Origin of the sequence: Lentzea sp. NBRC 102530 (assembly GCF_030269365.1) — a bacterium.
Taxonomy (GTDB): domain Bacteria; phylum Actinomycetota; class Actinomycetes; order Mycobacteriales; family Pseudonocardiaceae; genus Lentzea.
In genome coordinates this window covers 40,606-67,532 of sequence record NZ_BSTF01000010.1, presented here as the reverse complement: position 1 = coordinate 67,532, position 26,927 = coordinate 40,606, and the positions used below count along the sequence as shown (strand labels likewise).

The window sequence follows — 26,927 nt, the reverse complement described above, 5'->3', positions numbered from 1 at the left end:
GGGGGTCTGACAGTTTTGGTCGATCAAGTGAAGTCGCTGGTCAGAGCTTCCACCACAGGGCGGTGTCCGGGGGCAGGAGGAGCAGGCCGTCGCGGACGCCGTAGTAGGACGAGGCGAGCAGCACCGAGCCGGGGTCGGGGAGCTCGACGACCGCACCGGACAGGTTCACCGCGCAGGCCACGCCGTCGCGTTCGAACCACAGCACGTCGGCCGGGCCGTCCACCCAGTGCAGGTCGGTGCCCGTGGCCGGGTTCTCGCGGCGCACCCGCAAGGCGTTGCGGTAGAAGGACAACATCGAGTCCTGGTCGCCCGCCTGGGATTCCACGCTGAGCTTGGCCCAGTCGGCGGGCTGCGGCAGCCACGAGCCGCCCGTGCCGAAGCCCAGCGACGGGCCGGTGGCCGACCACGGGAGCGGGACGCGGCAGCCGTCGCGGCCCCGTTCGGTGTGACCGGACCGCTCCCACATCGGGTCCTGGAGCACCTCGTCGGGGAGGTCCAGGACCTCGGGCAGGCCCAGTTCCTCGCCCTGGTACAGGTAGACCGAACCCGGCAGCGCGAGCATCAGGGCCAGCGCGGCGCGGGCACGGCGCACGCCCGTTTCGCCGCCGCCGTACCGCGTCACGTGGCGTTGCACGTCGTGGTTCGAGAGCACCCAGGTCGTCGGCGCGCCAACGGGTTCGACGGCGGCCAGCGACGAGTCGATGACCGAGCGCAACGCCTCGGACGTCCACTCCGCGGTCAGGTAGTGGAAGTTGAACGCCTGGTGCATCTCGTCGGGACGCAGGTACATGGCGGTGCGTTCGGCCGACGGCGTCCATGCCTCCGCAACGAGCACACGGTCGCCCTCGTACGAGTCGATGACCTCACGCCACTCGCGGTGGATCTCGTGCACGCCGTCCTGGTCGAAGAACGGCAACGGTTCCGTGCCCAGCAGCTTGAGCTGGTCCGCGTGGCCGATGTCGGGCAGCCCCGGCGCCTTGATCATCCCGTGCGCCACGTCGACCCGGAAGCCGTCGACGCCCAGGTCCAGCCAGAACCGCAGCACGTCGCGGAACTCCGCGCGCACCTCGGGCAGTTCCCAGTTCAGGTCGGGCTGCTCGGGCGCGAACAGGTGCAGGTACCAGGATCCGTCGGCCACGCGCGTCCACGCGGGCCCGCCGAACACCGACTCCCAGTCGTTCGGCGGCTGGTCGCCGACACCGTCGCGGAACATGTAGCGCTCACGGCCGTGTCCGGCCAACGCCTCCTGGAACCACTTGTGCTGATCGGAACTGTGGTTCGGCACGATGTCGACGATGACCCTGATGCCGAGCGTGTGTGCGTCGTCGACCAACGCGCGCACGTCGTCCAGCCCGCCGAACTGCGGGTCAACGGCGCGATAGTCCGCCACGTCGTACCCGCCGTCGGCCATCGGCGACGCGTAGAACGGCGTGATCCAGACCGCGTCGACGCCCAGGTCGCGCAGGTAGGGCAGGCGTGAGCGGATGCCGGGCAGGTCACCGACGCCGTCGCCGTCGGAGTCGGCGAAGCTGCGCACGTAGACCTGGTAGATGACGGCGTGTCGCCACCAGTTCTGGGACATGTCCATGCCTTCCGATGGGGTGTGTCAGCGGTCCAGGAAAGACGTTGCAAAAGTTTTCCGCAAGTCGGCTTGAGGATTGCTTGAACAGATCGAATATTCCTGCAAACTTTTGCACCCCCGTTTAATGCGTTGCGACCCTCCGCCGTCATCCGTCAGAGTGATCTCGACGAACCGGAGGAAAGGGGCCAGCCGTGATGCAGCAACACATGCGCCATCAGCACGACTGGTGCTCCTCGGCATGAGCTGAACCCTCATGACACCCCGGGGAGCCGTCCCGTCGCACCGCAGCGACGAGGCGGCTTTTTTGATGCCCGTTGGTCCAATCGGCACGGACGCCGCGCTCTGGACGCGGAGATCGAGGTTCGAGTCCTCGACGGGCAGCTGTGACCGAAGCCGAAGCAGTCGAGGCGCCAGGTCGTGGTCCTGGTCGAAGCCGGTGCGAGTCCGGTCGGTCACCCCACGCGCGGGATCCGGCGATCACCCAGGCCTCATGAGCCCGGGGTGCCTGGTTCGACACCAGGACGCGCGACCACGAGGTCGAGGAAGGCGTCGTGCAGCAGGCCGTTGGTGGCCAGCACGACGTCCTCCTCGACCACGGTCACCCGGCCGCCCGCCTCCTCGACGAGCACCGGCAGGCACGCCAGGTCGAACTCGTCCAGCCCGGCTCCCGCCGCGATCACCGCATCGACCTCGCCGGTGATCAGCTGCAACACCGATGTGGAGTTGTCCACCACCACGCACTCCTCCAGCGTCGGTTTCTTCTTGCCGTGCAAGCACACGCGCGCGCCGCGAACCATGTCCCGTGTGGACACACGAGCGACTTCTTCTTGTTCGCCGCGGAAGATCCGGCAACCCATGCCCCTTCCCGCCGCCATGGTCAGCCCCAGCGACGGCATCGCCGAGACCGCCAGGGCGTTCTCCAGCGCCAGGTCCACCGAGTACGTCGGCCGTCCGGCCACGAAGTCGGCGGTGCCGCTGATCGGGTCCACCAGCCACCGCCGTCCCGAAGTGCCGTGCCGCTCAGGACGTTCCTCGCCCACGACGCCGTCGTCCGGCACCGCCTCCGCGAGCAATGCGCGCACCAGGTCCTCGACCTCGAGGTCGACCGAGGTCACCACGCTGCCGTCGTCCTTGCGCCGCACCTCGTGTCCGCCCCCGAACGCCTGCTGCGCCACCTGTGCCGCCCGGTAGGCGATCCGCAACGCCAACCACATGTCGTTCCACATGAGGCGCAAGCCTGGAGCCGAGGTGGGAGAGGCTGAACTGATGTAGCGTCGTGCTACATGATCGAGTTCGTGCTCGGCGAGTCCGACCTGGTGGACGTGCGGTTCGCCGTCTCGCCGCTCAGCGAACTGACGCTCAGCCTGCGCGTGCTCAAGGAGCCGGCGAAGTACCCGTTGCACCTTTCCTGGCTGCGCCGGATGGGCGACGTCGACACCGAGGTCCTGCTCGCGCTGAGCACCGGACGGGGCTGGACGCCGGACTTCCTGAGCCCGCGCCCGAGCACCCCGCTCGCCCGGTTCGAGGACGAGTTCGCGGCGGTGAGCGAACTCCCCGCCCGCACCGTGCGCCGTGACTTCCGCGCCCTGTTCGGCGAGGTGCCCGCCGTGCTGACCGACCGGCGCCGGGTGCTCGCCGCGCTGGAGACCTACTGGCACGTCGCGCTGGAACCGCGGTGGGACCGGATGCGCGCGGTGCTCGAAGCCGACATCGCGCACCGGGGCCGCGAGATGGCCCAGCACGGCCTGGGGACGATGCTGTCCGGCATCTCCGACCGGATCACCTTCGCCCCACCCGTCGTGGGCGTGCGGATCGTCGGGGCCGATCCCCGGCGGGTCGACGCCGGCGGCCACGGACTCACGTTGGTGCCCAGCGTGTTCGCCCGGCGGACGGCGGTGCCCGTCGACCCAGGTGCGCCATCGTTGCTGATCTACGCAGCCCGGGGTGCCGGCGTCGTGTGGGAGACAGGACGCGTGCGCGGCCCACGGGCACTCGCGGGTGTTCTCGGACAGGTGCGTGCGGATCTGCTGGCCGAACTGGCGGAACCCTCCTCCTCCACGGGCATCGCACGACGCACGGGCGTGACGGTGTCCGCGGTGAACCAGCACCTACGGGCGTTGCGCGACGCAGGACTGCTGGCCTCGCAGCGGCACGGACGGAGCGTTGTGTACGCCCGCACGGAACTCGGCGACGCCCTCGTTTCCCACTCAGTGGAACGGGGAAGTGCGGCGCCGAGTCCTTCGTTCGCAAGGACATGAGCGCCTTCGCGGAGGACTGGCAGACCTGGAAGACGGAGCGGGAGAAGACCCTCGCCGACCCCTACGGGTGGTTGGCGCTGGTCTCCCTGGATTGGCTGGACACGACCCCACGCGCCTATGACGGCCTACCGGGCGAGTGGTGGCAGGACGACGACGCGGCGTACTGGCGTGACGGCGGGGAGACCAAGCGGTTCGAACTCGTCCAGAGCGGCGCCGGTACACGGGTGGTGGCCGGGGACGTCGAGATCGAGATCGCCCGGCGCGGCGGGTACCTGATCCGCGTGCACGACCCGAAAGCCGAAGTGCTGCGGCAGTTCAAGGGTGTTCCGGCGTACGAACCCCAAGAGCAGTGGGTGGTGGAGGGAGCGTACGAGCCGTTCGACGAGCCCGTTCCCACGACCGTTGGTGCGGTCGTTGAGGGTCTTAGTCACGTGTACGAGGCACCGGGCCGTGTGCGGTTCACGTTCAACGGCACCGAGCACACACTGACGGCGTTCAACGGACGCAACGGCGGTCTGAGCATCCTGTTCACCGACGAGACCAGCGGCGTCACGACCTACGCGGCGAACCGGCAGCTCGCGGCCACCCCGGACGACGGCAGGGTCGTGCTCGACTTCAACCGCGCGACGAACCTGCCGTGCGCGTTCACCGACTTCGCCACCTGCCCGTTGCCGCCCGAGGGCAACCACCTGGCGTTCGGCGTCGAGGCGGGGGAGAAGACGCCGTACGAGCGCGGTTAGAAGAACTCGTCCAGCAACCGGTACCAGGCCAGCACCTCGGGGCGGGGGGTGAGGCCGTAGGCGCGGTCGAACGCGGCTACGGCCTCTTCGCCCAGTTCCCGATGTGCCAGCGCGAGGTCGCGGTGCCGGTCGGACACCCCCAGCCTGGCCACGTCGATCAGCACCGTCGTGCCGTCGGCGCGCAGCAGCACGTTCGGCGGGCAGAAGTCGCCGTGCGCCACCACGAGGTCCTCGTGCTGCGGAGCGGTGGCCACGAGCCGTTCGAACAGTTCCTCCGGCGTGGCACCGAGGTTGTCGTCGTCGAAGTCGTCCGCGTCGACCAGGCCCGCGGCGACGTTGCGCCGGGCTTGCTCCAGCACAACGGGAATCGTCGCGTCGAACGGGCACGAGGTGACGGGCAACGCGTGCAGGTCGCGCAGCACGTGGCCCAGGACGGTCGCGGCGTGGACCGGGTCCGCTGACGCCAGCGAGGGAGCGCCCACGTCGGCCAGCACGAGCCAGCCGTCGGTGAACGCCCTGATCTCCGGCACCTCGAAGTGCTCGCCCAGCCATCGCAGGCGGTCGTGCTCGTCGGCGCCCGCGCGCTTCACGTAGCTGGAGCCGACGTGCCACACGTCGCCGGAGAGTCCTTCGTGGTCGGCGGACCAGACGGCGTCGGGGCCGACGGCGTGCAGCACTGCCTCGGGGATGGTCATTCGCAGCCGGTGCCGTCCTTGTCGTGGTCCAGTCCGTAGATGTCGGTGCCGATGACCTGGACGGGGCCGCTCACGTAGGCCGGACCGTTGCCGCTGCCGCCCGCGCAGTCCACGTCCGATGCGATCGGCACGCACCCACTGTAGTTCGGGTCGCAGGACGGCTTGGGCGCCGGCTGCGGCTGGGGCTGCGGCTGCGGCTGGGGGTTCGGTTGCGGATTGGGCTTCGGCTGGGGCTGCGGGTTCGGCTGGGGCTGGGGCTGGGGCGCTGCCGGGGGAGTGGTGGTCGTTGTCGTGGTGGTGGTCGGCTGCGTTGTGGTCGTGCTGGTCGTTGTGGTCGTGCTGGTCGTCGTGGTGGTGGGGGCGGCCGTGGTGGTGGAGAGACCGGCCGCCTTGTTCACGTCACGCGGCCCCTCGGCGATCACGCCGACGACACCGATCGCGAAGAAGAACGCGAGCAGACTGGCCGCGCCGATCGCCACCGGCGCCACCCACGACCTGCGCCCCGCCGGCACCGGCACGACGGCGCCCCGCGGCACGTCGCGCGGCATCCGCAGCGAGATCTGCAGCAGTCCGCCGGGGGCGCGGTGCACGTACGCCGCGCAGCCCGTCGCCCCGCCGCCGGACTCCACGTGCATCAGCACGGGCGCATACCGTTGCGACATCAGGAAAGTCAGCTCGCCCACCCGGTACCCGTCGAGCCGCACCTCGATGCCGCGCTGACCCCGGTACTTGCCGGCCGCGATCATGCACCACGTCAGGTTCACGGCGACGTGCCGCGTCACGCCCTCCGGGACGGCGTAGCGGGACAGCACGTCCTGGTGGTGCTGCTCGCCGGTGACGGTCACCGTCACCTCGCCGGGGACCATCACCAGGCCGGCAGCCGAGTTCTCGATCACTGTCGCAACTCCCTCGGGGGTGGGTTCGTACGGCCTGACCATCGAAGGCCCACTCCAGGTGTTACTGACCGTGCTGCGAGGTTGCGCCGAACGAGTGAATATCAGCCGAAGTCGTCACGGACGGTCGATCATCGCCGATGTAAATCCTTTCCACGCCGTCCCGGGTTGAGACGCGACTCGTGCGGGAGAGCGCTTCCACGCTACGTTGGGCCAAAGGGCGCAACACCTTCACCCACAGGAGATCCGATGGCGCTGGACACGCCGTGGCGGGCGTAGTGCGAACCGCACGACCCGCGAGCAAGCGGACGGCCGAAATTCGTACCGTGTGCTCATGTTGCAGCCGGACCGCGAGACCAGGGCCGAGTGGACGAAGACCGTGACCGCCTTCGTCGAGGATTTCATCGAAGGACTGGAGGCCGCGCCCGCTTCGTCGCCGGGCACGGCCTTCCTCTCTCCGCCACCGGCGGAAACGCCCGGCGAACTCGGTGAGCTGCTCGCGACGTTCGCAGAGGCGGCGAGCCAGGCGGTCGAGACGGCGGGCCCGCGCTACCTCGCGTACTTCCCGTCCGGCGGCCTGTACAGCTCGGTGCTCGCCGAGTTCCTCGCGCAGACCACCAACCGCTACACCGGCGTCGCCTCGACCGCTCCGGCGCTGGTCGCGTTGGAACACAGCGTGATCCGCTGGATGTGCGACCTGTTCGACCTCCCCGACGGCTCCGGTGGCATCTTCACCACGGGCGCGTCCTTGGCCACTCTCTCGGCACTGCACACGGCCAGACAGGACCGCCTGGGCGCCCACGACCCCAGCGGCACGATCTACGTCACCGCGCAGACGCACCACTGCGTCGCGAAGGCCGCGCACATCACCGGGTTCGCCCCCGAACGCATCCGCGTCGTGCCCACGGACGCAAACCTGCGCATGGACGTCGGAGAGGCCGAAGCGATGATCACCGAGGACCGTGCGAACGGCCTTCAGCCGTTCCTGATCATCGGCACGGCGGGAGCCACCAGCACCGGCATCGTCGACCCGCTGGACGACATCGCCACCCTCGCCGGCCGTGAAGGCCTGTGGTTCCACGCCGATGGCGCGTACGGCGGCGCCTTCCGGCTCACCGAACGCGGACGCGCGGTCCTCGACGGCATCACCAGGGCCGACTCGATCACCTGGGACCCGCACAAGAGCCTGTTCCTCCCGTACGGCACGGGCGTCCTGCTGGTCCGCGACGAGGCGAAGCTGCGCGCCGCGCACGTGGCCGACGGCGACTACCTCCAGGACCTCGACCACGGCACCGGCCTGCCCGACTACGCCGACCTCGGCCCCGAACTCACCCGCGAGTACCGCGGCCTGCGCGTGTGGCTCCCGCTGCACCTGCACGGCGTCGCCGCGTTCCGCGAGGCCCTGGACGAGAAGCTGGACCTGGCCCGCCACCTCCGCGCCGAGTTGGCGGCGATCGACGGCATCGAGGTGCTCCCGTCCGGCCTCACGGTCGTGGTGTTCCGCAGTGCCGACAGCGAACGGCTGCTCAAGGACATCAACGGTTCCGGCCGGTTCTTCGTGTCCAGCACGAGGCTTGACGGGAGGGTCACCCTGCGGATGTGCGTGCTGAGCCACCGCACCCACCGCGAGCACGTGGACGAGGTGATCGACCTGGTCAGGCGCTGGCGCGTTTGATCAGCGACGTCGGCAGCAGCAGGGACGGCGGGAGACCGGTCTCTCCCGCCAGTTCCGCGAGCAGCCGCCACGTCATCGTGCGACCGAGCTCCTCGACGTCCTGCCGGATCGTGGTGAGCGGTGGCGTCGCGGTCGTCGCGAACACCGAGTCGTCGAACCCGACCACCGCGACGTCCTCCGGCACGCGCTTGCCCCGCGCGTGCAGCACCTGCAACGCGCCGAGCGCCATGATGTCGGCGGCCACGAAGACGGCGTCGAGGTCGGGGTCCTTGCGCAGCAACGATTCCATGGCCCGCGCGCCGCTCTCCGGCGTGAAGTCGCCGTGCGCGACCAGGCCGGCCGGGAGCTTCGCCTCGCTCAGGCCCCGCTTGAACCCGCTCAGCCGATCCGCCCCCACGGCCATGTCCTCGGGGCCGGCGACGGTCGCGATCCGCTTGCGGCCCAACGACGTCAGGTGCCGGGCGGCCTCCAGTGCGCCGGTGAAGTTGTCGGCGTCCACGAACGGGACGGTCGTGCCGAGCGGCCTTCCGCCGGACACCACGGGCAACCCGATGCCGGCCAGCATCGGCACCAGCGGGTCCTCGCCGTGCAGGGACACCAGCAGTGCGCCGTCCACGTGCCCGCTGCTCAGGTACGCCACCAGGTCGCCCACGTCGGCGGGTTGCGACATCATCAGCAGCAGCTGGATGTGCCGCCCGGCGAGTTCGGCGTGGACTCCACGCAGGACGCCCGCGAAGAACGGGTCGGACAGGACGCGGCCGGTGGGTTCGGAGACGACCAGGGCGATGGCGTTGGCGCGGTTGCCGGCCAACGCGCGGGCGGCCTGGTTGGGTGAGTAGCCGAGCTCCGCGATGGCGGCGTGCACGGCCTCGCGGGCCTTCGCGCTCACGTACTGCTCGTCGTTGATGACGCGCGAAACGGTCGACTTCGACACCCCGGCGACCCGCGCGACCTCTTCGATCCGGGGGCCGGGACGTCGCTTCGCCGTCTCGGTCATGCGGTCATCTTAGGCTGCCTGGCCGGACCATGATCTGTTCAGGGCCATGTGTGTTCTCCCTCCTCGCGGCGGGGCCGCGCCGAGTGTGCAAGATCGTGTGCACAAATCGCGCACAGCGCGTCCCGGTTCTGGCACCATGCGTCCCCGAGGAGGGTCAGTGCGGTATCGGCTTCTTGGGCCGCTGCAGATCTGGCGTGGGGGCGTGGAACTGCGGCTGGGCGGGCCCCGGCAAAGGGCTCTGCTGGCGGCGTTGGCACTGCACGCCAACGAGACGGTCAGCTTTGAACACCTGAGCGAAGCGGTGTGGGAATCTCCACCCGCCGCTCCTGAATCCAACATCCGGACGTACGTCGCGGCCTTGCGCAAGCTCGTGCTGGACGACCTCGTCACCGTTCCGGGCGGCTACCGGCTCAAGGTGCCGGACGCCGAAGTGGACGTCGAGGTCTTCCAACGCGAGTGCGCGGCCGGGGACGAAGCGCTCAAACAGGGCGAACACGCCCAGGCGGTCACTCACTACGGCGAGGCGCTGGCACTGTGGCGCGGGCCCGCGCTCGACGGGCTCACCGTCGGGCCGAGGCTCGAAGCCGAACTCACGCTGCTGCAGGAGCGCCGGCTCACCGTCGCCGAGCAGCACGCGCGGCTCGCGATCGAACTGGGCCAGGGCGAACGGCTGATCGCCGAGCTGCGCCGGCTCACCAAGCAGTTCCCGCTGCGCGAGCAGCTGTGGTTGCAGCTCATGCACGCGCTGCACCGCGCGAACCGGCCGGCCGAGGCGCTGCGGGCGTTCGAGGACGTCCGGGTGCTGCTCGCCGACCAGCTCGGCACCGATCCCGGCAGCGAGCTGCGCGAACTGCACGCGAAGCTGCTCAGGGGCGACGAACCGAGGCCCGCGCTCAACACGCTGCCCCGCGACGTCGCCGACTTCACCGGCCGCACCGCCGAGATCGAACGGCTGACCAGGGCCGTCACCGGCAAGGCCGCGGTCGTGATCTCCGCGATCGACGGCATGCCGGGCGTCGGGAAGACCACCCTGGCCGTCCACTTAGCACACCGGCTGGAATACCCGGACGGTCAGCTGTTCGTGGACCTGCACGCACACACGGCAGGTCGTGCGCCCGTGGAACCGACAGACGCGCTCGACGTGCTGTTGCGCGCGCTCGGCCTGGAGGAGATCCCGGTCGGCCTGGACGAACGCGCCGCCATGTGGCGAGGTGAGCTGTCCAGACGTCGGTTGCTCGTCGTGCTCGACAACGCGGTGAGCGCAGACCAGGTGCGTCCGCTGCTGCCGGGCGTCCCGGGCTCGCTGGTGCTCGTCACGTCCCGTGCGCGCCTCACGGAACTGGAAGGCACGTCAACGCTCACGCTCGACGTGCTGTCCGAAGAAGAAGCACTGCAACTCTTCGCCACGATCGTGGGCGACGAACGCGGCACCGACGACGCGGCCCGCCAGGTCGTGGAACTCTGCGGACGCCTGCCGCTCGCCGTCCGGCTGGCCGCCGGGCGTCTGCGCAGCCGTCCCACGTGGACGACCGCCCACCTCGCGACGCGGCTGCGCGAGGGACGATTATCCGAACTGGACGCGGTCTTCGCGTTGTCGTTCGGCCAGCTCCCCGCGGCGCACCAGCGGTTGTTCTGCCTGCTGGGCCTGCACCACGGCACGGACCTCGACGTCCACCAGGCCGCGGCGCTCGGCGACCTCGGCGTGCTGGAGTGCGACGGCATGCTCGAGGACCTCGTCGACGTGCACCTGCTCGAAGCCACCACGGTCGGCCGCTACCGGATGCACGACCTGCTCCGGCAGTACGCGCAGTCCAAGGTGCACACCACGCGCGAGCCGCTGACCAGGCTGCTCGACCACTTCCTGGACACGGCGAACCAGGCGACCAGGCTGATGTCACCCGCCGCGCGCAAGTACGAGGTCGACATCACCTACCGGCCCGAGGAACGGCTGGTGCTGCGCGACTACGACCACGCCGTCGAGTGGCTGGAGACCGAACGCCAAACGCTCGTCGCCGCCGTAGCGCTCTCATTGGACGGTGACTGGCGTACGCACACGTGGCAGCTCGCGCGCGCGTTGACGTTCTTCTGCATGGTGCGCGGTCACACGCGTGACTGGGCCACGATCAACGAACTCGCGTTGGAAGCGGCGAAGGACGAGCCGGGCGCGCTCGCGATCACCACCAAGAACTACGCGATGGTGTTCTGGCAGACCGCGCAGTACCCGAAGGCGATCCACTACAACGAGCGCGCGATCGAGATGCTCCGCGACCTCGGCGACCTGCAGGGCGTCGCGGGCACGCTGAACAACCTGTCGCTGGTCTACCGCACCCTGCAACGCCACACCGAGGCCGCCGAACTGCTGGAACAGGCCATCACGGTGGCGCGGCAGCTCGGCGACCGGCACCTCGAGTCGCAGGCGATGAGCAACGTCAGCAACATCTACAGCGCGCTCGGCCGCTACGACGAGGCGTTGCAGGCGTGCACGTCGGCGCTCGCGCTCATGCGCGAGATGGGCAGTCGCCGCGACGAGGCCGACACCCAGAGCGCCCTGGGCATGATCCTGCACGCGATGGGACGGCACGGCGAGGCGTTGGAGGCGCTGGAGTCCGCGCTCAGCGCCGTGCGCGCGATCGGCGACGTCACGACGGAGACGGTGGTGCTCAACTACCTCGGCGAGGTGCTGACCGCCGCCGGACGCCCCGAGGAGGCCGTGACCCGGCTGCACGAGGCGCTCGAACTCGCCGAACGGATCGACGACCGGCGCGAGGCCGCGAACGCGCACAAACACCTCGCGCGGGCCGTCACCGATCCGGTGAAAGCCCAGGAGCACCAGCGGGAAGCCGACGAGAGGTTCGCCGCGCTAGCGGTGTGACCCGGCACGTCGGCGAGACGTTCCGAGCCACACCGCTAGGCACCGGCTGAGCGCGGCCCCGGCCGTCCGCCGGGCAGCACGGCCCCGCGCGGCAATCCGTCCCGCAGCAACGGCAGCAGCCGCGGGTGCTTGCTCATGAGCACCGCGGCCGTGCCGTTGCGCTGCTGGACCCGGCGGCAGAAGTGCGGCGCCAGCGGCACCCCGAGGTACGCCTCGGCGCGCGGCCCGTAGACGACGGACGTGCCGAGTCCGCACCACGCCGCCGCGACGGCCTGACCGGCGGCCCAGATGAACCCCTCGACGTACACGCCGCCGTCGTGCCGGCCCGCCTCGCTGAAGGCGTCGCTGAACGTCACCTGCGGCTGCACGCGCGTTCGGTCGCCGGCGGTCCACCACGAACCGGCGTCGAGCACCAGCCCCTCCACGCTCGCGTGCGCCCACTCCGAGTCGTCCACGAGCGTGCGGAACGGCGCTTCCAGCTCCGTCAACGCCGAAACGAGCTCGTCCACCCGTCCATGGTGCGACGGCCGCGCCGATCCCGCCGTCCGAAGTGGACTCTCAGGCGGAGGCCTGGGCGATCGTGATCTGGACGGTCACCGTGACGCTGCCCGCCACCGCCGTGATGACGCCGTCGCCCGCCCGGTTGCCCGCCTGCAGCCGCGCCCGGAACGTGATCGACTGGCCGGCCGCGAGCGACTGCCCGCCCTCGCAGGTGACGCTGCCCTTGCCCGCCGGGCAGCCGACCACGCCGACGGACGTCTTGCCCGGCCCGACCGTCTTGATCTTGTCCGGCATGCTCAGCGTCAACGCCGGCACGGTCGCGGTGCCCGGTCCGTTGTTGGTGATGACGATGTTCATCTCGTTCGCCGGGCCGTCGGTGGTCATCGGGATGGTGCCGGGGCCGGACCCCGACAGCACCGGTGACTGCACCAGCGGGCCTTGAGACGTCGTCGTCGCGGGCCCGTTGCCCTCGCTCGTGTTCACGCCCGGTGCGGCGGACCCGGCGGACGTGCCCGTCGGCGGCGCGCCCGAACTCCGCGACGCGGCGGGCTGCCCCGGCTGACCGGTCTGCTGGACGCCTTCGGAGGCGCTCGCGTCGGCGGCGACCGGCGCGGCGCCCTGGACGGTGGTGCTCCCGCCGCCGGGCACGCTGTCCGAACTCACCACGCCGGACGCGGCGACCACGACGACCGCCGCGGCCGAGGCGGCGACGCCCAGCCACGACGTGAGGCTGATGCCCACGGCCGCGCCCTTGCCCGCGGTCGCGGCGGCGGCGAGGTAGCCCGCGGTGCCGGTGCCGAGCACGATCGGCGCGACCAGGCCGCGCAACGCGCCGTTGACGTCGGACAGTTCGCTGGCGAGCTTGCGGCACTCCGGGCAGGTGTCCATGTGCTCGTCGATCGAGATGGCGTCGCGACCCTTGATGCCACCGCGGGTCCACGCGCCGAGCTTCGTCACCGTGGCCCGGCACTTCTCCGCCGGTTCCTGGTTGACGTGCGCCTGCAGGAACGCCTTGCGCAGCCCCTCGCGCGCACGGAACGCCATCGCGGAAACGCCGTTCGCGGTCAGCCCGAGCAACGGCGCGATCTCGCCGGGCGACTGACCCTCGATCGCCGTGTGCCACAGGACCGTCTGCCACCGCTCCGGCAGCGTCGCGAACGCCGTCGCCGCCAGCGTCTGGTCGAGGTCCTCGACGGTCACGTCGCGGAACGGCACGCTGGTCGCCTTGGTGGCGCCGGGCACCTCCTCGACGTCACCGGCCAGTTCGAGGCGCTTCTCCTTGCGGGTGCGGTCGTACGCCGCGTGCCGCACCGCCGTCAGCAGGTACGGCCGGAACGACGTCCCGGGCCCGCCACCCGCGCGCAACGCGGCGAGGACCTTCGCGAACGCCTCCGCGACGAGGTCGTCGGCGTCCGAGGACGACGAGGACAGCTGCATCGCCAGGATGGACGCCGAGCGCACGTGCCGTTCGTAGAGCTTTCCGTACTCCTCGACCTTGCCGTCTCTCACGGCGTCGATCAGGTCGGCATCCGACGGCGGTCGTCCACGCTGCCCGATCAAAGAGAGTCCTCTTAACGTGATGCCCTGTGGTGATACGCGGACCCTATCGAGATGTCTCAACCCGAACAATCCACGCATCCGGGCCCGATGCAATAAAAGACGTGCGCCAGAGCGGCAAATGCAGGCGAACACAGGCCGGATGGCCCTGGTGGTTGCATGCTCAACCAGCTGTGTCGGATCGGCGTACTCGCCTGGTCACCACGAATGCGGAACGTCACCTTCGTTCGCGGAACTAATCGATGCCGAGGTCATATTTTGATAACGCCGCAAAAGGAGCAGGTAGCGTTAGGGCAAAAGCACGAGTGGTCGTTCCGTAATGTGAACGCCGTAACCGTGACCACGACCTGAGTAGCCGTACTCATGACAGCGGCGCGGTGACCCAGGACTCTCGGAGCATGACTGCTCCCGCACCCTCGCACACGCCGACGACCGCCGCGTTCTACGTGCAGGCGGTCCTCTCGTTCGGGCTCTCGCTGACCGCCGTCGGCATCGGAGTCGTGTTCCTGCCCGTGGACGGCTGGGTCCGCGCGTTCCTCGGCATCGCCATGCTCTACACGGTGACCTCGGCGTTCACCCTGGCCAAGGTGCTGCGCGACCGGCAGGAGGACAGCTACATCACGAGCCGCGTGGACCGCGCCAGACTCGACAAGCTGCTGACCGAGCACGACCCGTACAAGCTCGACGTGGCTTAGTGGTGTCCCTGCCACAGCCGCCACGCCCGCGGGCTCTCCGGTTCGTGGTGGCTGTTGGCCTCCCCGAACCGCAACCGCACGCGCGCGCCGCCGAGCCGTCCGCGTTCGAGGTGGATGGTGCCGCCGGTGGCCTCCGCGGCCGCGCGCGCGATGTCGAGGCCCAGGCCCGTCGACCCGCCTCCGCTGCTGCCGCGGTGCAACGCCGACGACGGGTCGGCGAGGCCCGTGCCGCCGTCCTCGACCACGAGCGTCACCCAGCCCGCGTGCCGCACCACCGAGACGCCGACCGGTGCGGCGGGCGGGGTGTGCCGGAAGACGTTCTCCAGCAACGTGTCCACCACCGCGCCGAGCGCGTCGGGGGACAGCGGCACCCAGCACGGTTCGCCGACGTCGATCTCGCACAGCCTGCCCTGGTCGGCGGCGTGCGCCGACCAGAACGCCATCCTGGCCTCGACGACCGCCGCCACGTCGCACTTGCCGGCGACCTCGACCTGGGTGGGGTGCAGTGACTGGATGATCCGGTCGACGTCGTGGCCGAGAGTGCTGACCGCGCTGCGGATCCGGTCGGCCACCGCGCCCGACCCGACGGCGTCGGCGTCCAGCCGCAGGGCCGCCAGCGGCGTGCGCAGCCGGTGCGAGACGTCCGCGATCATCTCGCGTTCCTTGGCCAGCAGCATCGAGGTGCGCGACGACGCCTCGTCGATCGAGTCCGCGAGCTCTTCGAGTTCGCGCGGCCCGCGCAACCGCACCCGCCGCCCGACCGACGACTTCAGGTCCCGCAACGCGTGCAGCACCGGCGTGAAGGTCCGGTGTCCCAGCCACAGCGCGCCCACGAGCGACACGCCGGCGAGCACGACCACCAGGAACATCAGGAGGAACGGGAACGCGACCGGGGCGGGCACGACCGACACCACGGCTCCGTCGACGGAACTCACCGGCTCGCCGCCGCCCGCGCCGAGCCGGGTGCCGTCCGCCAGCACCACGGACAACCGGCCCTCGGCACCGGCGGTGGTCCGCGCGATCGTGCCCCGCACCGCGTCGGCGTCGGACGACACCGCCAGCACCCCGGCCACCACGGCCGCGTCGCGCCGGTCAGCCTCGGCAGCGTTGTACGAGGCGTGCGAATGGGCCAGCAACCCCGTGGTGAGCACGAAAACAACGGCCACCAGTCCCGCGCCGAGCAGCAGCGCGCGGGTGATGACAGCCCTCATTCCGGTGCCGCCAGCTTGAACCCGACACCCCGGACCGTGTGCAGATAACGGGGATGCGCCGCCGTCTCGCCGAGCTTGCGCCGCAACCACGACGCGTGCACGTCGATCGTCTTGTCGTCACCCGCGTACCCGTTGCCCCACACGGCCTGGATCAGTTCGCGGCGCGAGACCACACGCGCCGGCCGTTGCGCGAGGTAGGCGAGCAGGTCGAACTCCCGCCTGCTCAGCGCGAGCACGCCGTCGTTGAGCGTGGCCGTCCGCTGGGCGAGGTCGATGCGCAGGTCACCCAGTTCCACGATCTCCGACACCGTCGCGGCGCCGTTGGTGCGGCGCAGCAGGGCGTTCATCCGCGCGGCCAGGTGCTCGGCCGAGAACGGCTTGACGATGTAGTCGTCCGCGCCCGCGTTCAGCGTGCTGACGACCGACGTCTCGGCACCCCGTGCGGTGGCCACGATGACCGGCACGTTGCTGACCCCGCGCAGCATCCGCAGCGCCGCGACACCGTCGAGGTCGGGCAGACCGAGATCGAGGATCACCAGGTCGAGGTCGGAGGTGCCGGCCTCCCGCAACGCGGCGACAGCGGTGCTGACGGCCAGCACGGCGTGCCCGAGGTCGGTCAGCGCGTGCACGAGCGCTGCTTGGACCACCGGGTCGTCCTCGACCACGAGCACCTTCGACATAGCACGCAGGGTAAGCAGCGAACGCTTCGTTTGGGAGGCTTGTCGCGATCGTGTTTCGTCCTCGAATCCTCCTCGGGACGAGCGGGCCTAAGGTCTGCGGACACACCGGACCAGGGAGTTGGCGTGGCAGAAGTCGTTCTGACGGGGCTGGGCAAGGCCTACGGCGACGGCACCAGGGCGGTCACCGACCTCGACCTGGAGATCCGCGACGGGGAGTTCCTGGTGCTCGTGGGCCCGTCCGGCTGCGGCAAGACGACGGCGCTGCGGATGATCGCGGGGCTGGAGCAGATCACCGAGGGCACGATCCACATCGGCGACCAGGTCGTCAACGACGTGCCGTCACGTGACCGCGACGTGGCGATGGTGTTCCAGTCGTACGCGCTCTACCCGCACCTCGACGTCTACGACAACATCGCGTTCGGCCTCACGCTGCGCAAGCTCCCGAAGTCCGAGATCGACCACCGCGTGCGCGAGGTCGCGGGCGTGCTCGAACTGACCGAGCACCTGGACCGCAAACCGCGCAACCTCTCCGGTGGGCAACGGCAGCGCGTCGCGATGGGCCGGGCGATCGTGCGCGCGCCCCGGGTGTTCCTGATGGACGAACCGCTGTCCAACCTGGACGCCAAGCTGCGCGTGCAGATGCGCGCCCAGATCGCCCGCATCCAACGGGAGATCGGCGTGACCACGGTCTACGTCACGCACGACCAGACCGAGGCCATGACGCTGGGCGATCGGGTGGCCGTGATGCGGCGCGGTGTGCTGCAACAGGTCGGGCCGCCCCAGGAGCTCTACGACCGGCCGGTCAACCTGTTCGTCGCCGGGTTCATCGGCTCGCCCGGCATGAACCTGGTGTCCGCGAAGCTGACCGAGGACGCCGACGGCCGGTGCTGGGTCTCGCTCGACTCGGACGCGTTGCTGCTGCCGGAGTCCGTGCTGCGGCAACGTCCCCGGTTGAAGCAGTACGTCGGCCGCGACGTCGTGGTCGGCATCCGGCCGGAGGACATGGAGGACACGGCCCTCGCCGACGCGCGGGAGGGCGAGATCCTGCATTCGGTCGCGGACCTGGTCGAGGCGATGGGCTCCGACGTGCTCGTGCACTTCCCGGTCGACGTCCCGCCGGTCGTCACCGACGACACCCAGGAGCTGGCACGGGACGCCGGCACCGGCGACCTGACGTCCGGCGGCAGGGGAACCGTGCTGGTCGGCCGGTTCAGCCCGCGCACCCGCATCTACGAAGGACAACCCGTCGCCGCCTGGGTGGACACGTCCCGGCTGCACTTCTTCGACCTGGCCACCGGGTCCTCCATCTGGAAGTAGGGCTTCGATGAGGAAGCTGTGGATCGCGTTGCTCGCCCTGGCCGCCGCCGCGTGCTCCGGGGGTGCGACGGCGACCGGGGGCGACATCTCGGGTCAGACCGTCGAGGTCTTCGGGCCGTGGACCGGGGACGAGCAGAAGAACTTCGAGCAGGTCCTCCAGGCGTTCGCCGACCGGACTGGCGCCGAGGTGAGGTACACACCCGCCGGTGACGAACTGCCGACCCTGGTGCAGACCAGGATTTCCGGGGGCACACCACCCAACATCGCCCTGGTCGCCCAGCCCGGCCTGGTCGCCCAGTTCGCGAAGGCCGGGTCCCTCAAGCCGCTGGGCGCGGACGTCGAGAAGGCCATCACCGAGCACAACGCCGGGGTGTGGAAGCGACTCGGCAGCGTCGACGGCACGCTCTACGGCGTCACCTTCAAGGCCGCCAACAAGTCCGCGTTCTGGTACAGCGAGAAGGCCTTCCGGCAGGTCGGCGCCACGCCGCCCGCCACGTGGGACGACCTGATCGCGGTGAGCAAGGCGATCGCCGAGACCGGACTCGCGCCGGTGTCGATCGGTGGCGCGGACGGCTGGACGCTCACCGACTGGTTCGAGAACGTCTACCTGCGCACCGCGGGGCCGGACAACTACGACAAGCTCGCGAAGCACGAGATCCCGTGGACCGACCCGACCGTGCGGAAGGCGTTGGAGGAACTGGCGAAGCTCTGGGGTGACCCGACGCTGATCGCTCCGAGCGCGTTGCAGACCGAGTTCACCAAGTCCGTCATCAACGTCTTCGGCGAGCCTTCGAGCGCCGCGATGGTGTTCGAGGCGGACTTCGTCGCGAGCGTGATCACCACCAACACCCGGGCCGAGGTGGGCGAGGACGCCAGGTTCTTCCCGTTCCCGTCGGTCGCGGGCAGTGAGGACGCCGTGGTCGCCGGTGGTGACATGGCCGTGCAGTTCAAGGACGACAGGGCGACGACCGAGCTGATGAAGTTCCTGGCCTCGCCCGAGTCCGGCGAGATCTGGGCCGAGCTCGGTGGGTTCCTCTCGCCCAACAGGAACATCCCGGAAACCTCCTACCCCGACGAGGTCACGCAGGACATCGCGCGCCGGATCGTCGACGCGGGCGACAACGTCCGGTTCGACATGTCCGACCTGGCCCCGGCCGCGTTCGGCGGCACGAAGGGCGCGGGGGAGTGGAAGGACCTCCAGGACTTCCTCGCCGATCCGAAGAACGTCGACGGCATCATGCAACGCCTGGAAGCCAACGCGGCCAAGGCGTACGGCAAATGATGACCGGGAAGCGGAGTTTCCGCGCGAATGTGGACGCCGCGCCGGGGCGCTCGCCCCGGCAGGCGATCCCGTTCCTGCTCCCCGCGCTGGTGGTGCTCGCGGCGCTGGTGCTGTACCCGCTGGTGTTCTCGGTGATCCGCAGCTTCTTCGACGCCAGTGGGGACGAGTTCGTCGGCGTGCGCAACTACGTCGACACGTTCACCGACACCCGGACGCTGACGGCGTTCCGCAACAACGTGATCTGGGTGGTGGTCGCCCCGGCTGCCGTCACCGGGCTCGGCCTGGTCCTCGCCGTGCTGACCGAACGGATCAGGTGGGCGACGGCGTTCCGGCTCGTGCTGTTCATGCCGATGGCGATCTCGCTGTTCGCCTCCGGGGTCATCTTCCGGTTGGTGTACGCGGAGAATCCGGAGGAGGGCGTCGTGAACGCGGCCGTCGTCGGCGTGCACGACGTCTTCAGCCCGGCCTCGCAGTACCCCGGCGCGCGGCCGCGAGATGGTTACGCCGCAACCGAAGCCGGGTACGCGTCGATCCGGCCGGCCGAGGCGGGCGACACGATCTCCGTGCCGCTCATCGGGTATCCACCACAGGACGTGCCTGCGCAGGCGTTGCCGGCGTCGCCGCCGACCGCCGGTGAGGGGGAACTACGCGGCCTGCTGTGGCTCGACGTGTCGCTCGGCGGCAGGGCGGGCACCGTCGACCCGACCGAACGCGGACTGCCCGGCATCACCGTGGAGGCCGTGCGGGACGGGACGGTCGTGGGCCGTACGACGACCGGCGACGACGGCCGGTTCACGTTTCCCGACCTGGGCGCGGGAGAGGTGACAGTGCGGCTGGCGGAGGAGAACTTCGCGCTGCCGTTCCGCGGGCTGACCTGGCTCGGGTCGACGCTGATCACCCCGGTGATCATCTCGTCCTGGATCTGGATCATGACGGGCTTCGCGATCACGTTCATCGCGGCGGGGCTCTCGGCGATCCCGAGGGACGCGCTGGAGGCCGCGCGGGTCGACGGCGCGACCGAGTGGCAGGTGTTCCGGCGGGTGACGATCCCGTTGCTGTCGCCGGTGCTGCTGGTGGTGTTCGTGACGCTGGTGATCAACGTGTTGAAGATCTTCGAGCTGGTGTTCGTCATCGCGCCGGGGTCGGTGCAGGGCGAGGCGAACGTGCTGGCGTTGCAGATGTGGCAGGTGTCGTTCGGCACCGGCGGCGACCAGGGGGCGGGCAGTGCACTCGCGGTGATCCTGTTCCTGCTGGTGGCCCCGGCGATGCTGTTCAACATCCGCCGATTCCGACGGGAGCGGTCGTGACTGCTGTGGCCGACGAGGTCCGCATCGACGTGCCGGTGTCCGGCACTCCGCGCAGAGGTGTGCTGACTCGGCTCGTTTCGCGGCTGGGCAACGGGTGCGTGCAGGTCGTGCTGGCGCTGGTGGCGGTGTTCTGGCTGGTGCCGGTGGTCGGGCTGCTGCTCGCGTCGCTGCGGGACGAGTCGGCGAACACCGCGAGCGGCTGGTGGACCGTGCTGACCAAGCCGGCCGAGCTGACGCTGGCGAACTACGCCGACCTCGTCGCGGACAAGACGGTGTGGCAGTCGTTCCTCAACACCTTCTACATCGCCGTGCCCGCGACGGTGCTGGTCGTGGTGATGGCGTCGCTGGCGTCGTACGCGCTGGCGTGGATCGAGTTCCCGGGCCGCGAGGCGGTGACGGTCGTCGTGGTCGGGTTGCTGGTGATGCCGATCCAGGTCGCGCTGATCCCGGTGGCGAAGCTGTTCGGGGCGGTCGGGCTGTTCGGCACGATCGCGGGCGTGGTGCTGTTCCACGTCGCGTTCGGCCTGCCGTTCGCCATCTTCCTGCTGCGCAACTTCTTCACCGGCATCCCGCGCGACCTGATCGAGGCCGCGCGGATGGACGGCGCGACGGAGTGGGTGATCTTCCAGCGGGTCGTCCTGCCGGTGGCCAAGCCGGCGATCGCCTCGCTGACGATCTTCCAGTTCCTCTGGGTGTGGAACGACCTGCTGGTGGCGCTGGTGTTCGCGGACCAGGACTCGGCGCCGATCACGGTGGCGCTGCGGGCTCAGCTGCGGCAGTTCGGCACCAACATCGACATGTTGTCGACGGGCGCGTTCCTGTCGATGATCGTGCCGCTGGCGGTGTTCCTGGTGTTCCAGAAGTACTTCGTGCAGGGCGTGCTGGCCGGGTCTACGAAGTAGCGAGCGCGTCGAGGTCGCGGGTGGCGTAGCGCAGGTGCTCCCACTCCTCTTCCAGGATGGTGTGCAGGCAGGACAGGGTGGTCTCCTGGTAGTCCGGGGCCCACGGGTTGGCGCGGGGGACGGCCAGGTCGGCCTCGGTGACGGTGGCGAGGAAGTCGCGCACCATCGCCGCCCGGTCCGCCCTGGCCTCCAGCACCTCGGCGTAGGGCGGGGTGCCGGGGGAGAAGAGAGACATGTCGTGGCCTTCGGACTCGTACCCGGTGTGCGGCATCCCGAGCGGGTGGTACGGCTGCTCGGCCCCCAGCACCGCGCGGCCGAGCCAGGTGTCGGTGGCCATGACCAGGTGGCGGACCGTCTGGGCGAACGACCACTCGCCGTCCACCGAGACGTCCGCGGTGCCCGGCGGCATCGTCTCGACGCGGGCGAGCGCTGCCGCCCAGGCGGTCTCCAGGCTCGCCCACGCCGCGCGCAGGCCCTCCGGGTCCCGCGCGTAGCGGTCGGCCCTGCCGGGGAAGCGGCGGTTGAGCTCGGCCTCCACGAACGGCACGACGTCGACGCCGTTGACGAGCAGCGTGCTCTTGCCGTCGAGCAGCCACGGCGCGTCGATGTCCGTGCCGCCGACGTCGACCGCTCGCATGACCACGCCGGTGAAGTCCGCGGCGGTGAACCGGGCACCGTCCAGGTTCACGCCGGTGAAGGTCGCGCCGCGCAGGTCGTCGGCGCGGGTGAAGCTCCTCATGGGGACGGTTCCTCTCAATCCGGGACGCTGCCCGACAGTCTTCACCGGTCCCGGTGATCGGCGACGCCACGGCGCACGTCCGGCTCGTCCGCACAGCCTGGCAGGGGCGGCCCGGTACCGGTCCCGAACCGCCGAAGTGGACTGTCCGCACTGGACTTTCGTTCGGTCCTGAACGGACTCGGTTGCTCCGAACAGGCCTGTCATAGGCCCCGTCATCGCGACGTAGGGTGACGTGATCACGCGGTCTTCCTGCGGTTTTCGGCGGGGCATCAACGAGATCGCAACCGCGTGTGACGAGGCGCGCACGAGGAGAAGCATTCGGATGAACATCGAAACGGCGCTCAAAGAGGCGATGACCATCACGGGAGCGGTGGGTGTCGCGCTCGTGGACTACGACAGCGGCATGTCGCTCGGCTCGCTCGGCGGTGGTGACTGGCTGAACCTGGAGGTGGCCGCGGCCGGCAACACCGAGGTCGTCCGGTCCAAGCAGCGGGTGATCTCGGCGCTCGACCTGAACGACGAGATCGAGGACATCCTCATCACCCTGCACCGCCAGTACCACCTGATCCGCCTGCTCACCGGGGGCAAGCGCGGCAACTCGCTGTTCCTCTACCTCGTGCTGGACCGCGATCGGGCGAACCTCGCACTGGCCAGGCACAGCCTGAAGGCCATCGAAGCCGACCTGATTGTGTGACCGGGATGTCCACCCAGGCGCCGCAGAACTCTGGCGCGCTGCCCCTGCGCAGGCGCGGTGCGGCGAAACCCGCACCGCCGGTCGCCCGGCAGGGAGCAGACCACAACGCCAGGAGGATGACCGAGGCGCTGAAGACGATCCAGGACGACATCGACTCCGTCTCGATCAACGGGGTGCTGGTCGCGACGCGGGACGGCCTGGTGCTGTGCGGGATCACGCGCGACATCGAGGACGACGGCGTCGCCGCGATGGCCGCCGCGGCCGCCGGTCTCGCCTCGCAGTTCACCTCGCAGGCGAGGGTCGGCAGTCCCAAGGCCGTGTTCTTCGAGGGGGAGTCCGGCCAGGTCGGCGTCTTCGGCGTCGACGAGGACACGTTGCTGGTCGTGCTCGGCGAACGGGACACCACGATGGGCATGTTCAACGTCCGCGCCAAGCAGGCCCTCTCCCTGCTGCAGGAGGCGCTCACGACGTCGTGAGGCAGCGGGCCGGTCGCTCGTCGGCGACCGGCCCGCTCCGTCACGCTCCGTCCAGATCGGACAGGTCCAGCACGAAGCGGTAGCGCACGTCGTTGCGCGCCAGTCGTTCCAGCGCGGTGCCGACCTCGCGGGACGGCAGGACCTCGACGTCCGCCGTGATGCCGTGCTCGCCGCAGAACTCCAGCATGGCGGCGGTCCGGGCCCGCCCGCCGCTGCCGGACGAACTGAGCTTCTTCCTGCCCAGCAACAGGTCCATCACGTCCACGGTGACCGTGCCGAGGTCGCCGACGTGGCTGAGCGTGCCGTCCACGGCCACGACCCCGAGGTACGGCTTGAGGTCGTGCGGTACGGCGATGGTGTCGATCAGCACGTCGAACCGGTGTGCCGCGGCGGCCAGTTGCTGCTCGTCCGTCGTCACCAGCAGGCCGACGGCACCGAGCTTCCGCGCGTCCGCCTCCTTGTCCGGCGTGCGGCTGAGCACCGTCACCTCGGCGCCGAGCGCGACGGCGAACTTGACCGCCAGGTGCCCGAGCCCGCCCAGGCCCGCCACCGCGACACGGGTGCCGGGGCCGACGTTCAACGCGCGCAACGGTTCCCATACCGTGATGCCCGCGCACAGCAACGGCGCGGCAGCCGCCGGGTCCAGTCCGGTGGGCAGCGGATAGGCGAAGTCCTCGCGCACCACGTACTCGCGGGAGTAACCGCCGAGGGTGGTCGTGCCGTCGTGCCGGTCGGTGCCGCCGTAGGTGAGGGTGGGGAACTCGGCGCAGTAGTTCTCCTGATCTCCCAGGCACATCACGCACTTGCCGCAGGAGTCGACGATGTTGCCGACCGCCACGGGGTCTCCGGCGGCGAACCGCGTCACGGCGGATCCGACCTCCGTGACGACGCCGGTGAACTCGTGGCCGGGGACGAGCGGGCCGCCGTCGTGCGCGTTGAGCGCGTGCAGGTCGGTGTGGCAGACGCCGCAGAAGTCCACCTGTACCGCGACGTCGTCCGGGCGCAGCTCGCGGCGTTCGATCGGGGTCGGGCGCAGGCCGTCACGGGTGGCCTGCCAGCCGGTGGTGGTGCGCATCGCTCTCCCAAACAGAACAGTCGGTTTGTTTTGCTCGACGGTACCCCGATCGGGCGGCAAAGCAAACCGACTGTTCTGTTGCTAGGGTCGCGCGCATGGCCGAGAAGCCCCTGACCGCGCGCGGAGCCGCGACGTGGGACCGCATCATCGAGGCGGCGACCGACGAGTTCGCTCGCCACGGCATCGCGGGCGCCCGCATCGAACGCGTCGTGGAGACGGCCCGCACCAACAAGGCACAGCTCTACGCGTACTTCGGCAGCAAGGAAGGCCTGTTCGACGAGATCTTCTTCGCGTCGCTGGAACGGATCATGACGGTCGTGCCGATCGACGCGACCGACCTCGCGGACTGGGCGGTCCGGCTCTACGACGAGTACCTGCGCCGCCCCGACCTCATCCGGCTCGCCACCTGGACCCGGCTGGAACGCCGTCCCGCGGGCCACCTCGTCGCCGACGCCGACCGGGTGGACGCGACCAAGTTGGGCGCCATCGCCGACGCGCAGGCCGCCGGTCTGGTCCGCGCCGGCGATCCATTCGATTTGATGGCAATGGTAATCGCGATGTCGATGGCGTGGTCACCGGTCAGCAACGTCTACTCGGCGACCGCCGCCGAGCCCGACGAGGTGCATGACCAGCGGCGGGCGTTGTTGCGTGAGAGCGTGCACAGGGTGATCGCTCCCTGAGCGGACCTCCTGTTGAGACAGTCCGGGAGCAGGCTCGGGAATCCCGGTAACAATTTGATTGAGCCGATGAACCTCCACGTACGTACTCCCGGTCATGCGCCGCTTGAACGAGGAGTCCGTATGACGCACCGCGTGACGGACAGACGGAAGTTTCGCCTGATCGCATCGTTGTCCGCGGTGGCCGTGGTCGCTGCGGGCACCGCGACGTACGCTTTCGCCGCGAAGAACGGCGAGCCTGCGCCGCTCAGCGCGTTCGTGCCCATCGAGAAGGTGGCTCAGAACGTCGTCGAGCCCAAGGTCGGCAAGAACGGCGCCAGTGGCGTGTTCAGAGTCGACTGCGGCACCAACGAAGAAGGCAAGTTCAGCGCCGACAACCCGGTCGCCCAGCCAGGTCTGAAGCACGGTGCCCAGCACGTGCACGACTTCGTGGGCAACCAGGGGATCAGCGCGGAGTCGACCGACGAGAGCCTGCTCGACTCGGAGACGAGCTGCCGCAACGGCGACAAGTCGTCGTACTTCTGGCCTGTCGTGCGCATCAACCCCGCTGCCAACCCGCAGAACGTCGGCTCGAACCCGGACAAGATCAAGGACATGGGCCCGGGCGAGGTCGCCTGCCCCGGCGTCGCGAGTCGTCTGCCCGCCGTGCCGCAGCGCCTGCGCGACCAGATGATCCGCAGCCTCCAGCAGCTCGCCCAGCAGCTCCGTGAGGCCAACGACCGCGTGGCCAAGGCCCAGAACCCGGCCGACCCGAACTTCGTCAACAACACCGTCCTGGGTCCGTTGCGCGCCAAGCGTGCCGCCACCCTCGACGCCATGGCGAACGCCCTGGCCCGCCAGGGCCGCAAGCCGAACCTGAAGCCGCTGGCCGACTGCGACCTGCGTTGGGGCCACGGCAACCACGGTGGCGGTAGTGGCCACAGTGGACACTCGAAGCCGAAGAAGTTCGCCGGTGAAGGCATCTTCCAGCAGGCCGAGCAGAACAACAACCAGAAGCAGGACGCCAACGCGCAGGACGCCGCGACGCCGACCATCAAGTGCCCGTCGGTCCGTGAGGCGCTGCCCGGTGTGCCGGACCAGGCCCTGGACGAGGTCGACAACAACCTCAACCAGCTCGACAAGCAGATCGCCGAAGCCAACCAGCGCCTGGTGAAGACCAAGGGCCAGGGCGGGGCGAACTTCATCGACAACGCGATCCTCGGGCCGCTGAAGGACAAGCGGGTCGCGACGCTGGACCGGATCGCGATCGCGATCGGCCGCAACGCCGAGAAGCCGCAGGACCTGGGACGCCTCGCCAAGTGCGGCCTCAACGAGGACGAGGGCAACGGCGGCGAGAACAACAACGGCGGCAACGAGAACAACGGCAACGGCAACAACGGGAACGGCAACAACAACGGCGGTAACAACAACGGCGGTAACAACAACGGCGGCAACAACGGTGGCGCGACGACCACCACCGCCCCGCCGGCGAACACCACCACCGCCCCGCCCGCCCCGCCGCTGGCCGCCCCGACCGGCAAGAACAACGAACTGGTCGGCAACGTCGGCAAGATCGTCCGCCCCGCCGAGGTGAAGCTCGAGTACCGCGGCAACGCGACCAGCAAGGTCACGGCCATGCCGCTGTTCCTCAAGATGGTCACGGGTGACGCCAAGCCGACCAGCCGCGGCCCGGGCAACGCCCGCGCCACCTGGACCTGCAGCGGCTTCGAGGACCGTCTGTCGGACAAGTACGTGATCTGCCCGAACGGCAGCAAGGTCATGCGGGTGCACGACTTCGCGGGCTGCTGGGACGGTCAGAACGCCGACAGCGCCAACCACCGCGACCACGTCCGGTTCGCCGACAAGCAGACCGGCGCGTGCCCACAGGGCTTCAAGGCGATCCCGCAGCTGCGGATCAGCATCCTGTACAACATCGCCCGCGACGTCCAGCAGAAGGGCCAGTACCAGCTCGACGCGTTCCCGGAGGAGGAGCACAACCCGTTCTCCGACCACAACGACTTCGCGAACGTCAACTCCGAGCAGACGATGGCCAAGATCGTGAAGTGCGTGAACGACGGCCGCAAGTGCAAGGAATGACCGTCGCCTGACCCATCGCAGGGGGC

Annotated in this window: 24 protein-coding genes and 2 tRNA genes; 15 read left to right on the top strand and 11 right to left on the bottom strand. The window is 69.8% G+C overall.

Translation table 11 applies throughout. The features are described 5' to 3' along the window. Nucleotides 1–40 precede the first annotated feature (40 nt). The gene (locus QSK25_RS25865; RefSeq protein ID WP_285642402.1) at nt 41–1,582 is read right to left on the bottom strand and encodes a glycoside hydrolase family 13 protein; all 1,542 of its coding nucleotides are present in this window, start codon (nt 1,580–1,582) and stop codon (nt 41–43) included. 308 nt (nt 1,583–1,890) lie between these two features. Between QSK25_RS25865 and QSK25_RS25860 the strand changes: the two genes are divergently transcribed. Continuing rightward, nucleotides 1,891–1,963: transfer RNA gene (locus QSK25_RS25860), tRNA-Gln, on the top strand. 79 nt (nt 1,964–2,042) lie between these two features. Beyond that, nucleotides 2,043–2,114 (top strand) — tRNA-Ile (locus tag QSK25_RS25855). On the opposite strand, the gene QSK25_RS45450 is transcribed toward QSK25_RS25855, so the two are convergent. Then, complete coding sequence (locus QSK25_RS45450) at nt 2,071–2,796, bottom strand: inositol monophosphatase family protein (RefSeq protein WP_352236399.1); 726 nt, start codon at nt 2,794–2,796, stop codon at nt 2,071–2,073. The genes QSK25_RS25855 and QSK25_RS45450 overlap by 44 nt on opposite strands. A gap of 69 nt (nt 2,797–2,865) precedes the next feature. Here QSK25_RS45450 and QSK25_RS25845 point away from each other — a divergent pair, with 69 nt between their 5' ends. Further along, the gene (locus QSK25_RS25845; protein WP_285641970.1) at nt 2,866–3,840 is read left to right on the top strand and encodes an ArsR/SmtB family transcription factor; all 975 of its coding nucleotides are present in this window, start codon (nt 2,866–2,868) and stop codon (nt 3,838–3,840) included. Continuing rightward, complete coding sequence (locus QSK25_RS25840) at nt 3,837–4,580, top strand: DUF1684 domain-containing protein (protein ID WP_285641968.1); 744 nt, start codon at nt 3,837–3,839, stop codon at nt 4,578–4,580. The genes QSK25_RS25845 and QSK25_RS25840 overlap by 4 nt, the downstream gene beginning before the upstream one ends. On the opposite strand, the gene QSK25_RS25835 is transcribed toward QSK25_RS25840, so the two are convergent. Then, complete coding sequence (locus QSK25_RS25835; RefSeq protein WP_285641966.1) at nt 4,577–5,275, bottom strand: aminoglycoside 3'-phosphotransferase; 699 nt, start codon at nt 5,273–5,275, stop codon at nt 4,577–4,579. The genes QSK25_RS25840 and QSK25_RS25835 overlap by 4 nt on opposite strands. Then, nucleotides 5,272–6,171, bottom strand: a complete 900-nt coding sequence (locus tag QSK25_RS25830) for a hypothetical protein (protein ID WP_285641965.1) — start codon at nt 6,169–6,171, stop codon at nt 5,272–5,274. The genes QSK25_RS25835 and QSK25_RS25830 overlap by 4 nt, the downstream gene beginning before the upstream one ends. Nucleotides 6,172–6,502: 331 nt before the next feature. On the opposite strand from QSK25_RS25830, the gene QSK25_RS25825 reads away from it, so the two are divergent. Further along, nucleotides 6,503–7,843, top strand: a complete 1,341-nt coding sequence (locus QSK25_RS25825) for a pyridoxal phosphate-dependent decarboxylase family protein (protein WP_285641962.1) — start codon at nt 6,503–6,505, stop codon at nt 7,841–7,843. Here QSK25_RS25825 and QSK25_RS25820 read toward each other — a convergent pair. Next, nucleotides 7,824–8,840 carry a LacI family DNA-binding transcriptional regulator gene (locus QSK25_RS25820; protein WP_285641960.1) on the bottom strand — a complete coding sequence of 339 codons (1,017 nt, stop codon included), beginning with the start codon at nt 8,838–8,840 and terminating at the stop codon, nt 7,824–7,826. The two genes, QSK25_RS25825 and QSK25_RS25820, sit on opposite strands and share 20 nt — an antisense overlap. Before the next feature lie 157 nt (nt 8,841–8,997). Between QSK25_RS25820 and QSK25_RS25815 the strand changes: the two genes are divergently transcribed. After that, nucleotides 8,998–11,712: an AfsR/SARP family transcriptional regulator gene (locus QSK25_RS25815; protein WP_285641958.1), complete on the top strand. Its 2,715-nt coding sequence runs from the start codon at nt 8,998–9,000 to the stop codon at nt 11,710–11,712. A 35-nt stretch (nt 11,713–11,747) separates the two neighbouring features. On the opposite strand, the gene QSK25_RS25810 is transcribed toward QSK25_RS25815, so the two are convergent. Together QSK25_RS25810 and QSK25_RS25805 are read right to left on the bottom strand one after the other, a co-directional pair. Continuing rightward, complete coding sequence (locus tag QSK25_RS25810) at nt 11,748–12,221, bottom strand: hypothetical protein (protein WP_285641957.1); 474 nt, start codon at nt 12,219–12,221, stop codon at nt 11,748–11,750. Nucleotides 12,222–12,270: 49 nt separating this feature from the next. Further along, nucleotides 12,271–13,773, bottom strand: a complete 1,503-nt coding sequence (locus QSK25_RS25805; RefSeq protein WP_285641955.1) for a sigma-70 family RNA polymerase sigma factor — start codon at nt 13,771–13,773, stop codon at nt 12,271–12,273. Between the two features lie 395 nt (nt 13,774–14,168). Here QSK25_RS25805 and QSK25_RS25800 point away from each other — a divergent pair, with 395 nt between their 5' ends. Next, nucleotides 14,169–14,465 carry a YiaA/YiaB family inner membrane protein gene (locus QSK25_RS25800; protein ID WP_285641954.1) on the top strand — a complete coding sequence of 99 codons (297 nt, stop codon included), beginning with the start codon at nt 14,169–14,171 and terminating at the stop codon, nt 14,463–14,465. Here QSK25_RS25800 and QSK25_RS25795 read toward each other — a convergent pair. Next, complete coding sequence (locus QSK25_RS25795) at nt 14,462–15,676, bottom strand: sensor histidine kinase (protein ID WP_285641953.1); 1,215 nt, start codon at nt 15,674–15,676, stop codon at nt 14,462–14,464. The two genes, QSK25_RS25800 and QSK25_RS25795, sit on opposite strands and share 4 nt — an antisense overlap. Continuing rightward, on the bottom strand, nt 15,673–16,356 hold the full coding sequence (locus QSK25_RS25790; RefSeq protein WP_285641952.1) for a response regulator transcription factor: 684 nt from the start codon (nt 16,354–16,356) through the stop codon (nt 15,673–15,675). The genes QSK25_RS25795 and QSK25_RS25790 overlap by 4 nt, the downstream gene beginning before the upstream one ends. A gap of 123 nt (nt 16,357–16,479) precedes the next feature. Here QSK25_RS25790 and QSK25_RS25785 point away from each other — a divergent pair, with 123 nt between their 5' ends. From QSK25_RS25785 to QSK25_RS25770, 4 genes are read left to right on the top strand one after another with little or no spacing between them, the layout of a single operon-like run. Then, on the top strand, nt 16,480–17,673 hold the full coding sequence (locus QSK25_RS25785) for an ABC transporter ATP-binding protein (protein ID WP_285641951.1): 1,194 nt from the start codon (nt 16,480–16,482) through the stop codon (nt 17,671–17,673). A 7-nt stretch (nt 17,674–17,680) separates the two neighbouring features. Continuing rightward, nucleotides 17,681–18,955, top strand: coding sequence for an ABC transporter substrate-binding protein (locus QSK25_RS25780; protein WP_285641950.1), 1,275 nt, complete (start codon nt 17,681–17,683; stop codon nt 18,953–18,955). After that, nucleotides 18,952–20,262 carry an ABC transporter permease gene (locus QSK25_RS25775; RefSeq protein ID WP_285641949.1) on the top strand — a complete coding sequence of 437 codons (1,311 nt, stop codon included), beginning with the start codon at nt 18,952–18,954 and terminating at the stop codon, nt 20,260–20,262. The genes QSK25_RS25780 and QSK25_RS25775 overlap by 4 nt, the downstream gene beginning before the upstream one ends. Further along, nucleotides 20,259–21,164 (top strand): carbohydrate ABC transporter permease, encoded by a 906-nt coding sequence (locus tag QSK25_RS25770; RefSeq protein ID WP_285641948.1) that lies wholly within the window; start codon nt 20,259–20,261, stop codon nt 21,162–21,164. The genes QSK25_RS25775 and QSK25_RS25770 overlap by 4 nt, the downstream gene beginning before the upstream one ends. Here the strand turns inward: QSK25_RS25770 and QSK25_RS25765 are convergent. Beyond that, nucleotides 21,154–21,903, bottom strand: coding sequence for a DinB family protein (locus tag QSK25_RS25765; RefSeq protein WP_285641947.1), 750 nt, complete (start codon nt 21,901–21,903; stop codon nt 21,154–21,156). The two genes, QSK25_RS25770 and QSK25_RS25765, sit on opposite strands and share 11 nt — an antisense overlap. Nucleotides 21,904–22,225: 322 nt before the next feature. Here QSK25_RS25765 and QSK25_RS25760 point away from each other — a divergent pair, with 322 nt between their 5' ends. Next, nucleotides 22,226–22,597: a hypothetical protein gene (locus QSK25_RS25760; protein ID WP_285641946.1), complete on the top strand. Its 372-nt coding sequence runs from the start codon at nt 22,226–22,228 to the stop codon at nt 22,595–22,597. A gap of 5 nt (nt 22,598–22,602) precedes the next feature. After that, nucleotides 22,603–23,073 carry a roadblock/LC7 domain-containing protein gene (locus QSK25_RS25755; protein WP_285641944.1) on the top strand — a complete coding sequence of 157 codons (471 nt, stop codon included), beginning with the start codon at nt 22,603–22,605 and terminating at the stop codon, nt 23,071–23,073. Nucleotides 23,074–23,113: 40 nt separating this feature from the next. Here the strand turns inward: QSK25_RS25755 and QSK25_RS25750 are convergent, their stop codons facing one another. Then, nucleotides 23,114–24,148, bottom strand: a complete 1,035-nt coding sequence (locus tag QSK25_RS25750) for an NAD(P)-dependent alcohol dehydrogenase (protein ID WP_285641942.1) — start codon at nt 24,146–24,148, stop codon at nt 23,114–23,116. Nucleotides 24,149–24,243: 95 nt separating this feature from the next. Between QSK25_RS25750 and QSK25_RS25745 the strand changes: the two genes are divergently transcribed. Further along, nucleotides 24,244–24,828, top strand: a complete 585-nt coding sequence (locus QSK25_RS25745) for a TetR/AcrR family transcriptional regulator (RefSeq protein ID WP_285641941.1) — start codon at nt 24,244–24,246, stop codon at nt 24,826–24,828. Between the two features lie 177 nt (nt 24,829–25,005). Beyond that, nucleotides 25,006–26,901, top strand: coding sequence for a DUF1996 domain-containing protein (locus tag QSK25_RS25740; RefSeq protein WP_285641940.1), 1,896 nt, complete (start codon nt 25,006–25,008; stop codon nt 26,899–26,901). The last annotated feature ends 26 nt before the right edge of the window (nt 26,902–26,927 follow it).

What these genes read in the sequence shown, in the direction of transcription:
- QSK25_RS25845 (WP_285641970.1), top strand. Translation starts at nt 2,866, where the DNA reads ATGATCGAGTTCGTGCTCGGCGAGTCCGACCTGGTGGACGTGCGGTTC.
- QSK25_RS45450 (WP_352236399.1), bottom strand. Translation starts at nt 2,796, where the DNA reads ATGTGGTTGGCGTTGCGGATCGCCTACCGGGCGGCACAGGTGGCGCAG.
- QSK25_RS25745 (WP_285641941.1), top strand. Translation starts at nt 24,244, where the DNA reads ATGGCCGAGAAGCCCCTGACCGCGCGCGGAGCCGCGACGTGGGACCGC.
- QSK25_RS25865 (WP_285642402.1), bottom strand. Translation starts at nt 1,582, where the DNA reads ATGTCCCAGAACTGGTGGCGACACGCCGTCATCTACCAGGTCTACGTG.
- QSK25_RS25790 (WP_285641952.1), bottom strand. Translation starts at nt 16,356, where the DNA reads ATGTCGAAGGTGCTCGTGGTCGAGGACGACCCGGTGGTCCAAGCAGCG.
- QSK25_RS25820 (WP_285641960.1), bottom strand. Translation starts at nt 8,840, where the DNA reads ATGACCGAGACGGCGAAGCGACGTCCCGGCCCCCGGATCGAAGAGGTC.
- QSK25_RS25840 (WP_285641968.1), top strand. Translation starts at nt 3,837, where the DNA reads ATGAGCGCCTTCGCGGAGGACTGGCAGACCTGGAAGACGGAGCGGGAG.
- QSK25_RS25750 (WP_285641942.1), bottom strand. Translation starts at nt 24,148, where the DNA reads ATGCGCACCACCACCGGCTGGCAGGCCACCCGTGACGGCCTGCGCCCG.
- QSK25_RS25825 (WP_285641962.1), top strand. Translation starts at nt 6,503, where the DNA reads ATGTTGCAGCCGGACCGCGAGACCAGGGCCGAGTGGACGAAGACCGTG.
- QSK25_RS25795 (WP_285641953.1), bottom strand. Translation starts at nt 15,676, where the DNA reads ATGAGGGCTGTCATCACCCGCGCGCTGCTGCTCGGCGCGGGACTGGTG.
- QSK25_RS25760 (WP_285641946.1), top strand. Translation starts at nt 22,226, where the DNA reads ATGAACATCGAAACGGCGCTCAAAGAGGCGATGACCATCACGGGAGCG.
- QSK25_RS25765 (WP_285641947.1), bottom strand. Translation starts at nt 21,903, where the DNA reads ATGAGGAGCTTCACCCGCGCCGACGACCTGCGCGGCGCGACCTTCACC.
- QSK25_RS25800 (WP_285641954.1), top strand. Translation starts at nt 14,169, where the DNA reads ATGACTGCTCCCGCACCCTCGCACACGCCGACGACCGCCGCGTTCTAC.
- QSK25_RS25775 (WP_285641949.1), top strand. Translation starts at nt 18,952, where the DNA reads ATGATGACCGGGAAGCGGAGTTTCCGCGCGAATGTGGACGCCGCGCCG.
- QSK25_RS25780 (WP_285641950.1), top strand. Translation starts at nt 17,681, where the DNA reads ATGAGGAAGCTGTGGATCGCGTTGCTCGCCCTGGCCGCCGCCGCGTGC.
- QSK25_RS25835 (WP_285641966.1), bottom strand. Translation starts at nt 5,275, where the DNA reads ATGACCATCCCCGAGGCAGTGCTGCACGCCGTCGGCCCCGACGCCGTC.
- QSK25_RS25755 (WP_285641944.1), top strand. Translation starts at nt 22,603, where the DNA reads ATGTCCACCCAGGCGCCGCAGAACTCTGGCGCGCTGCCCCTGCGCAGG.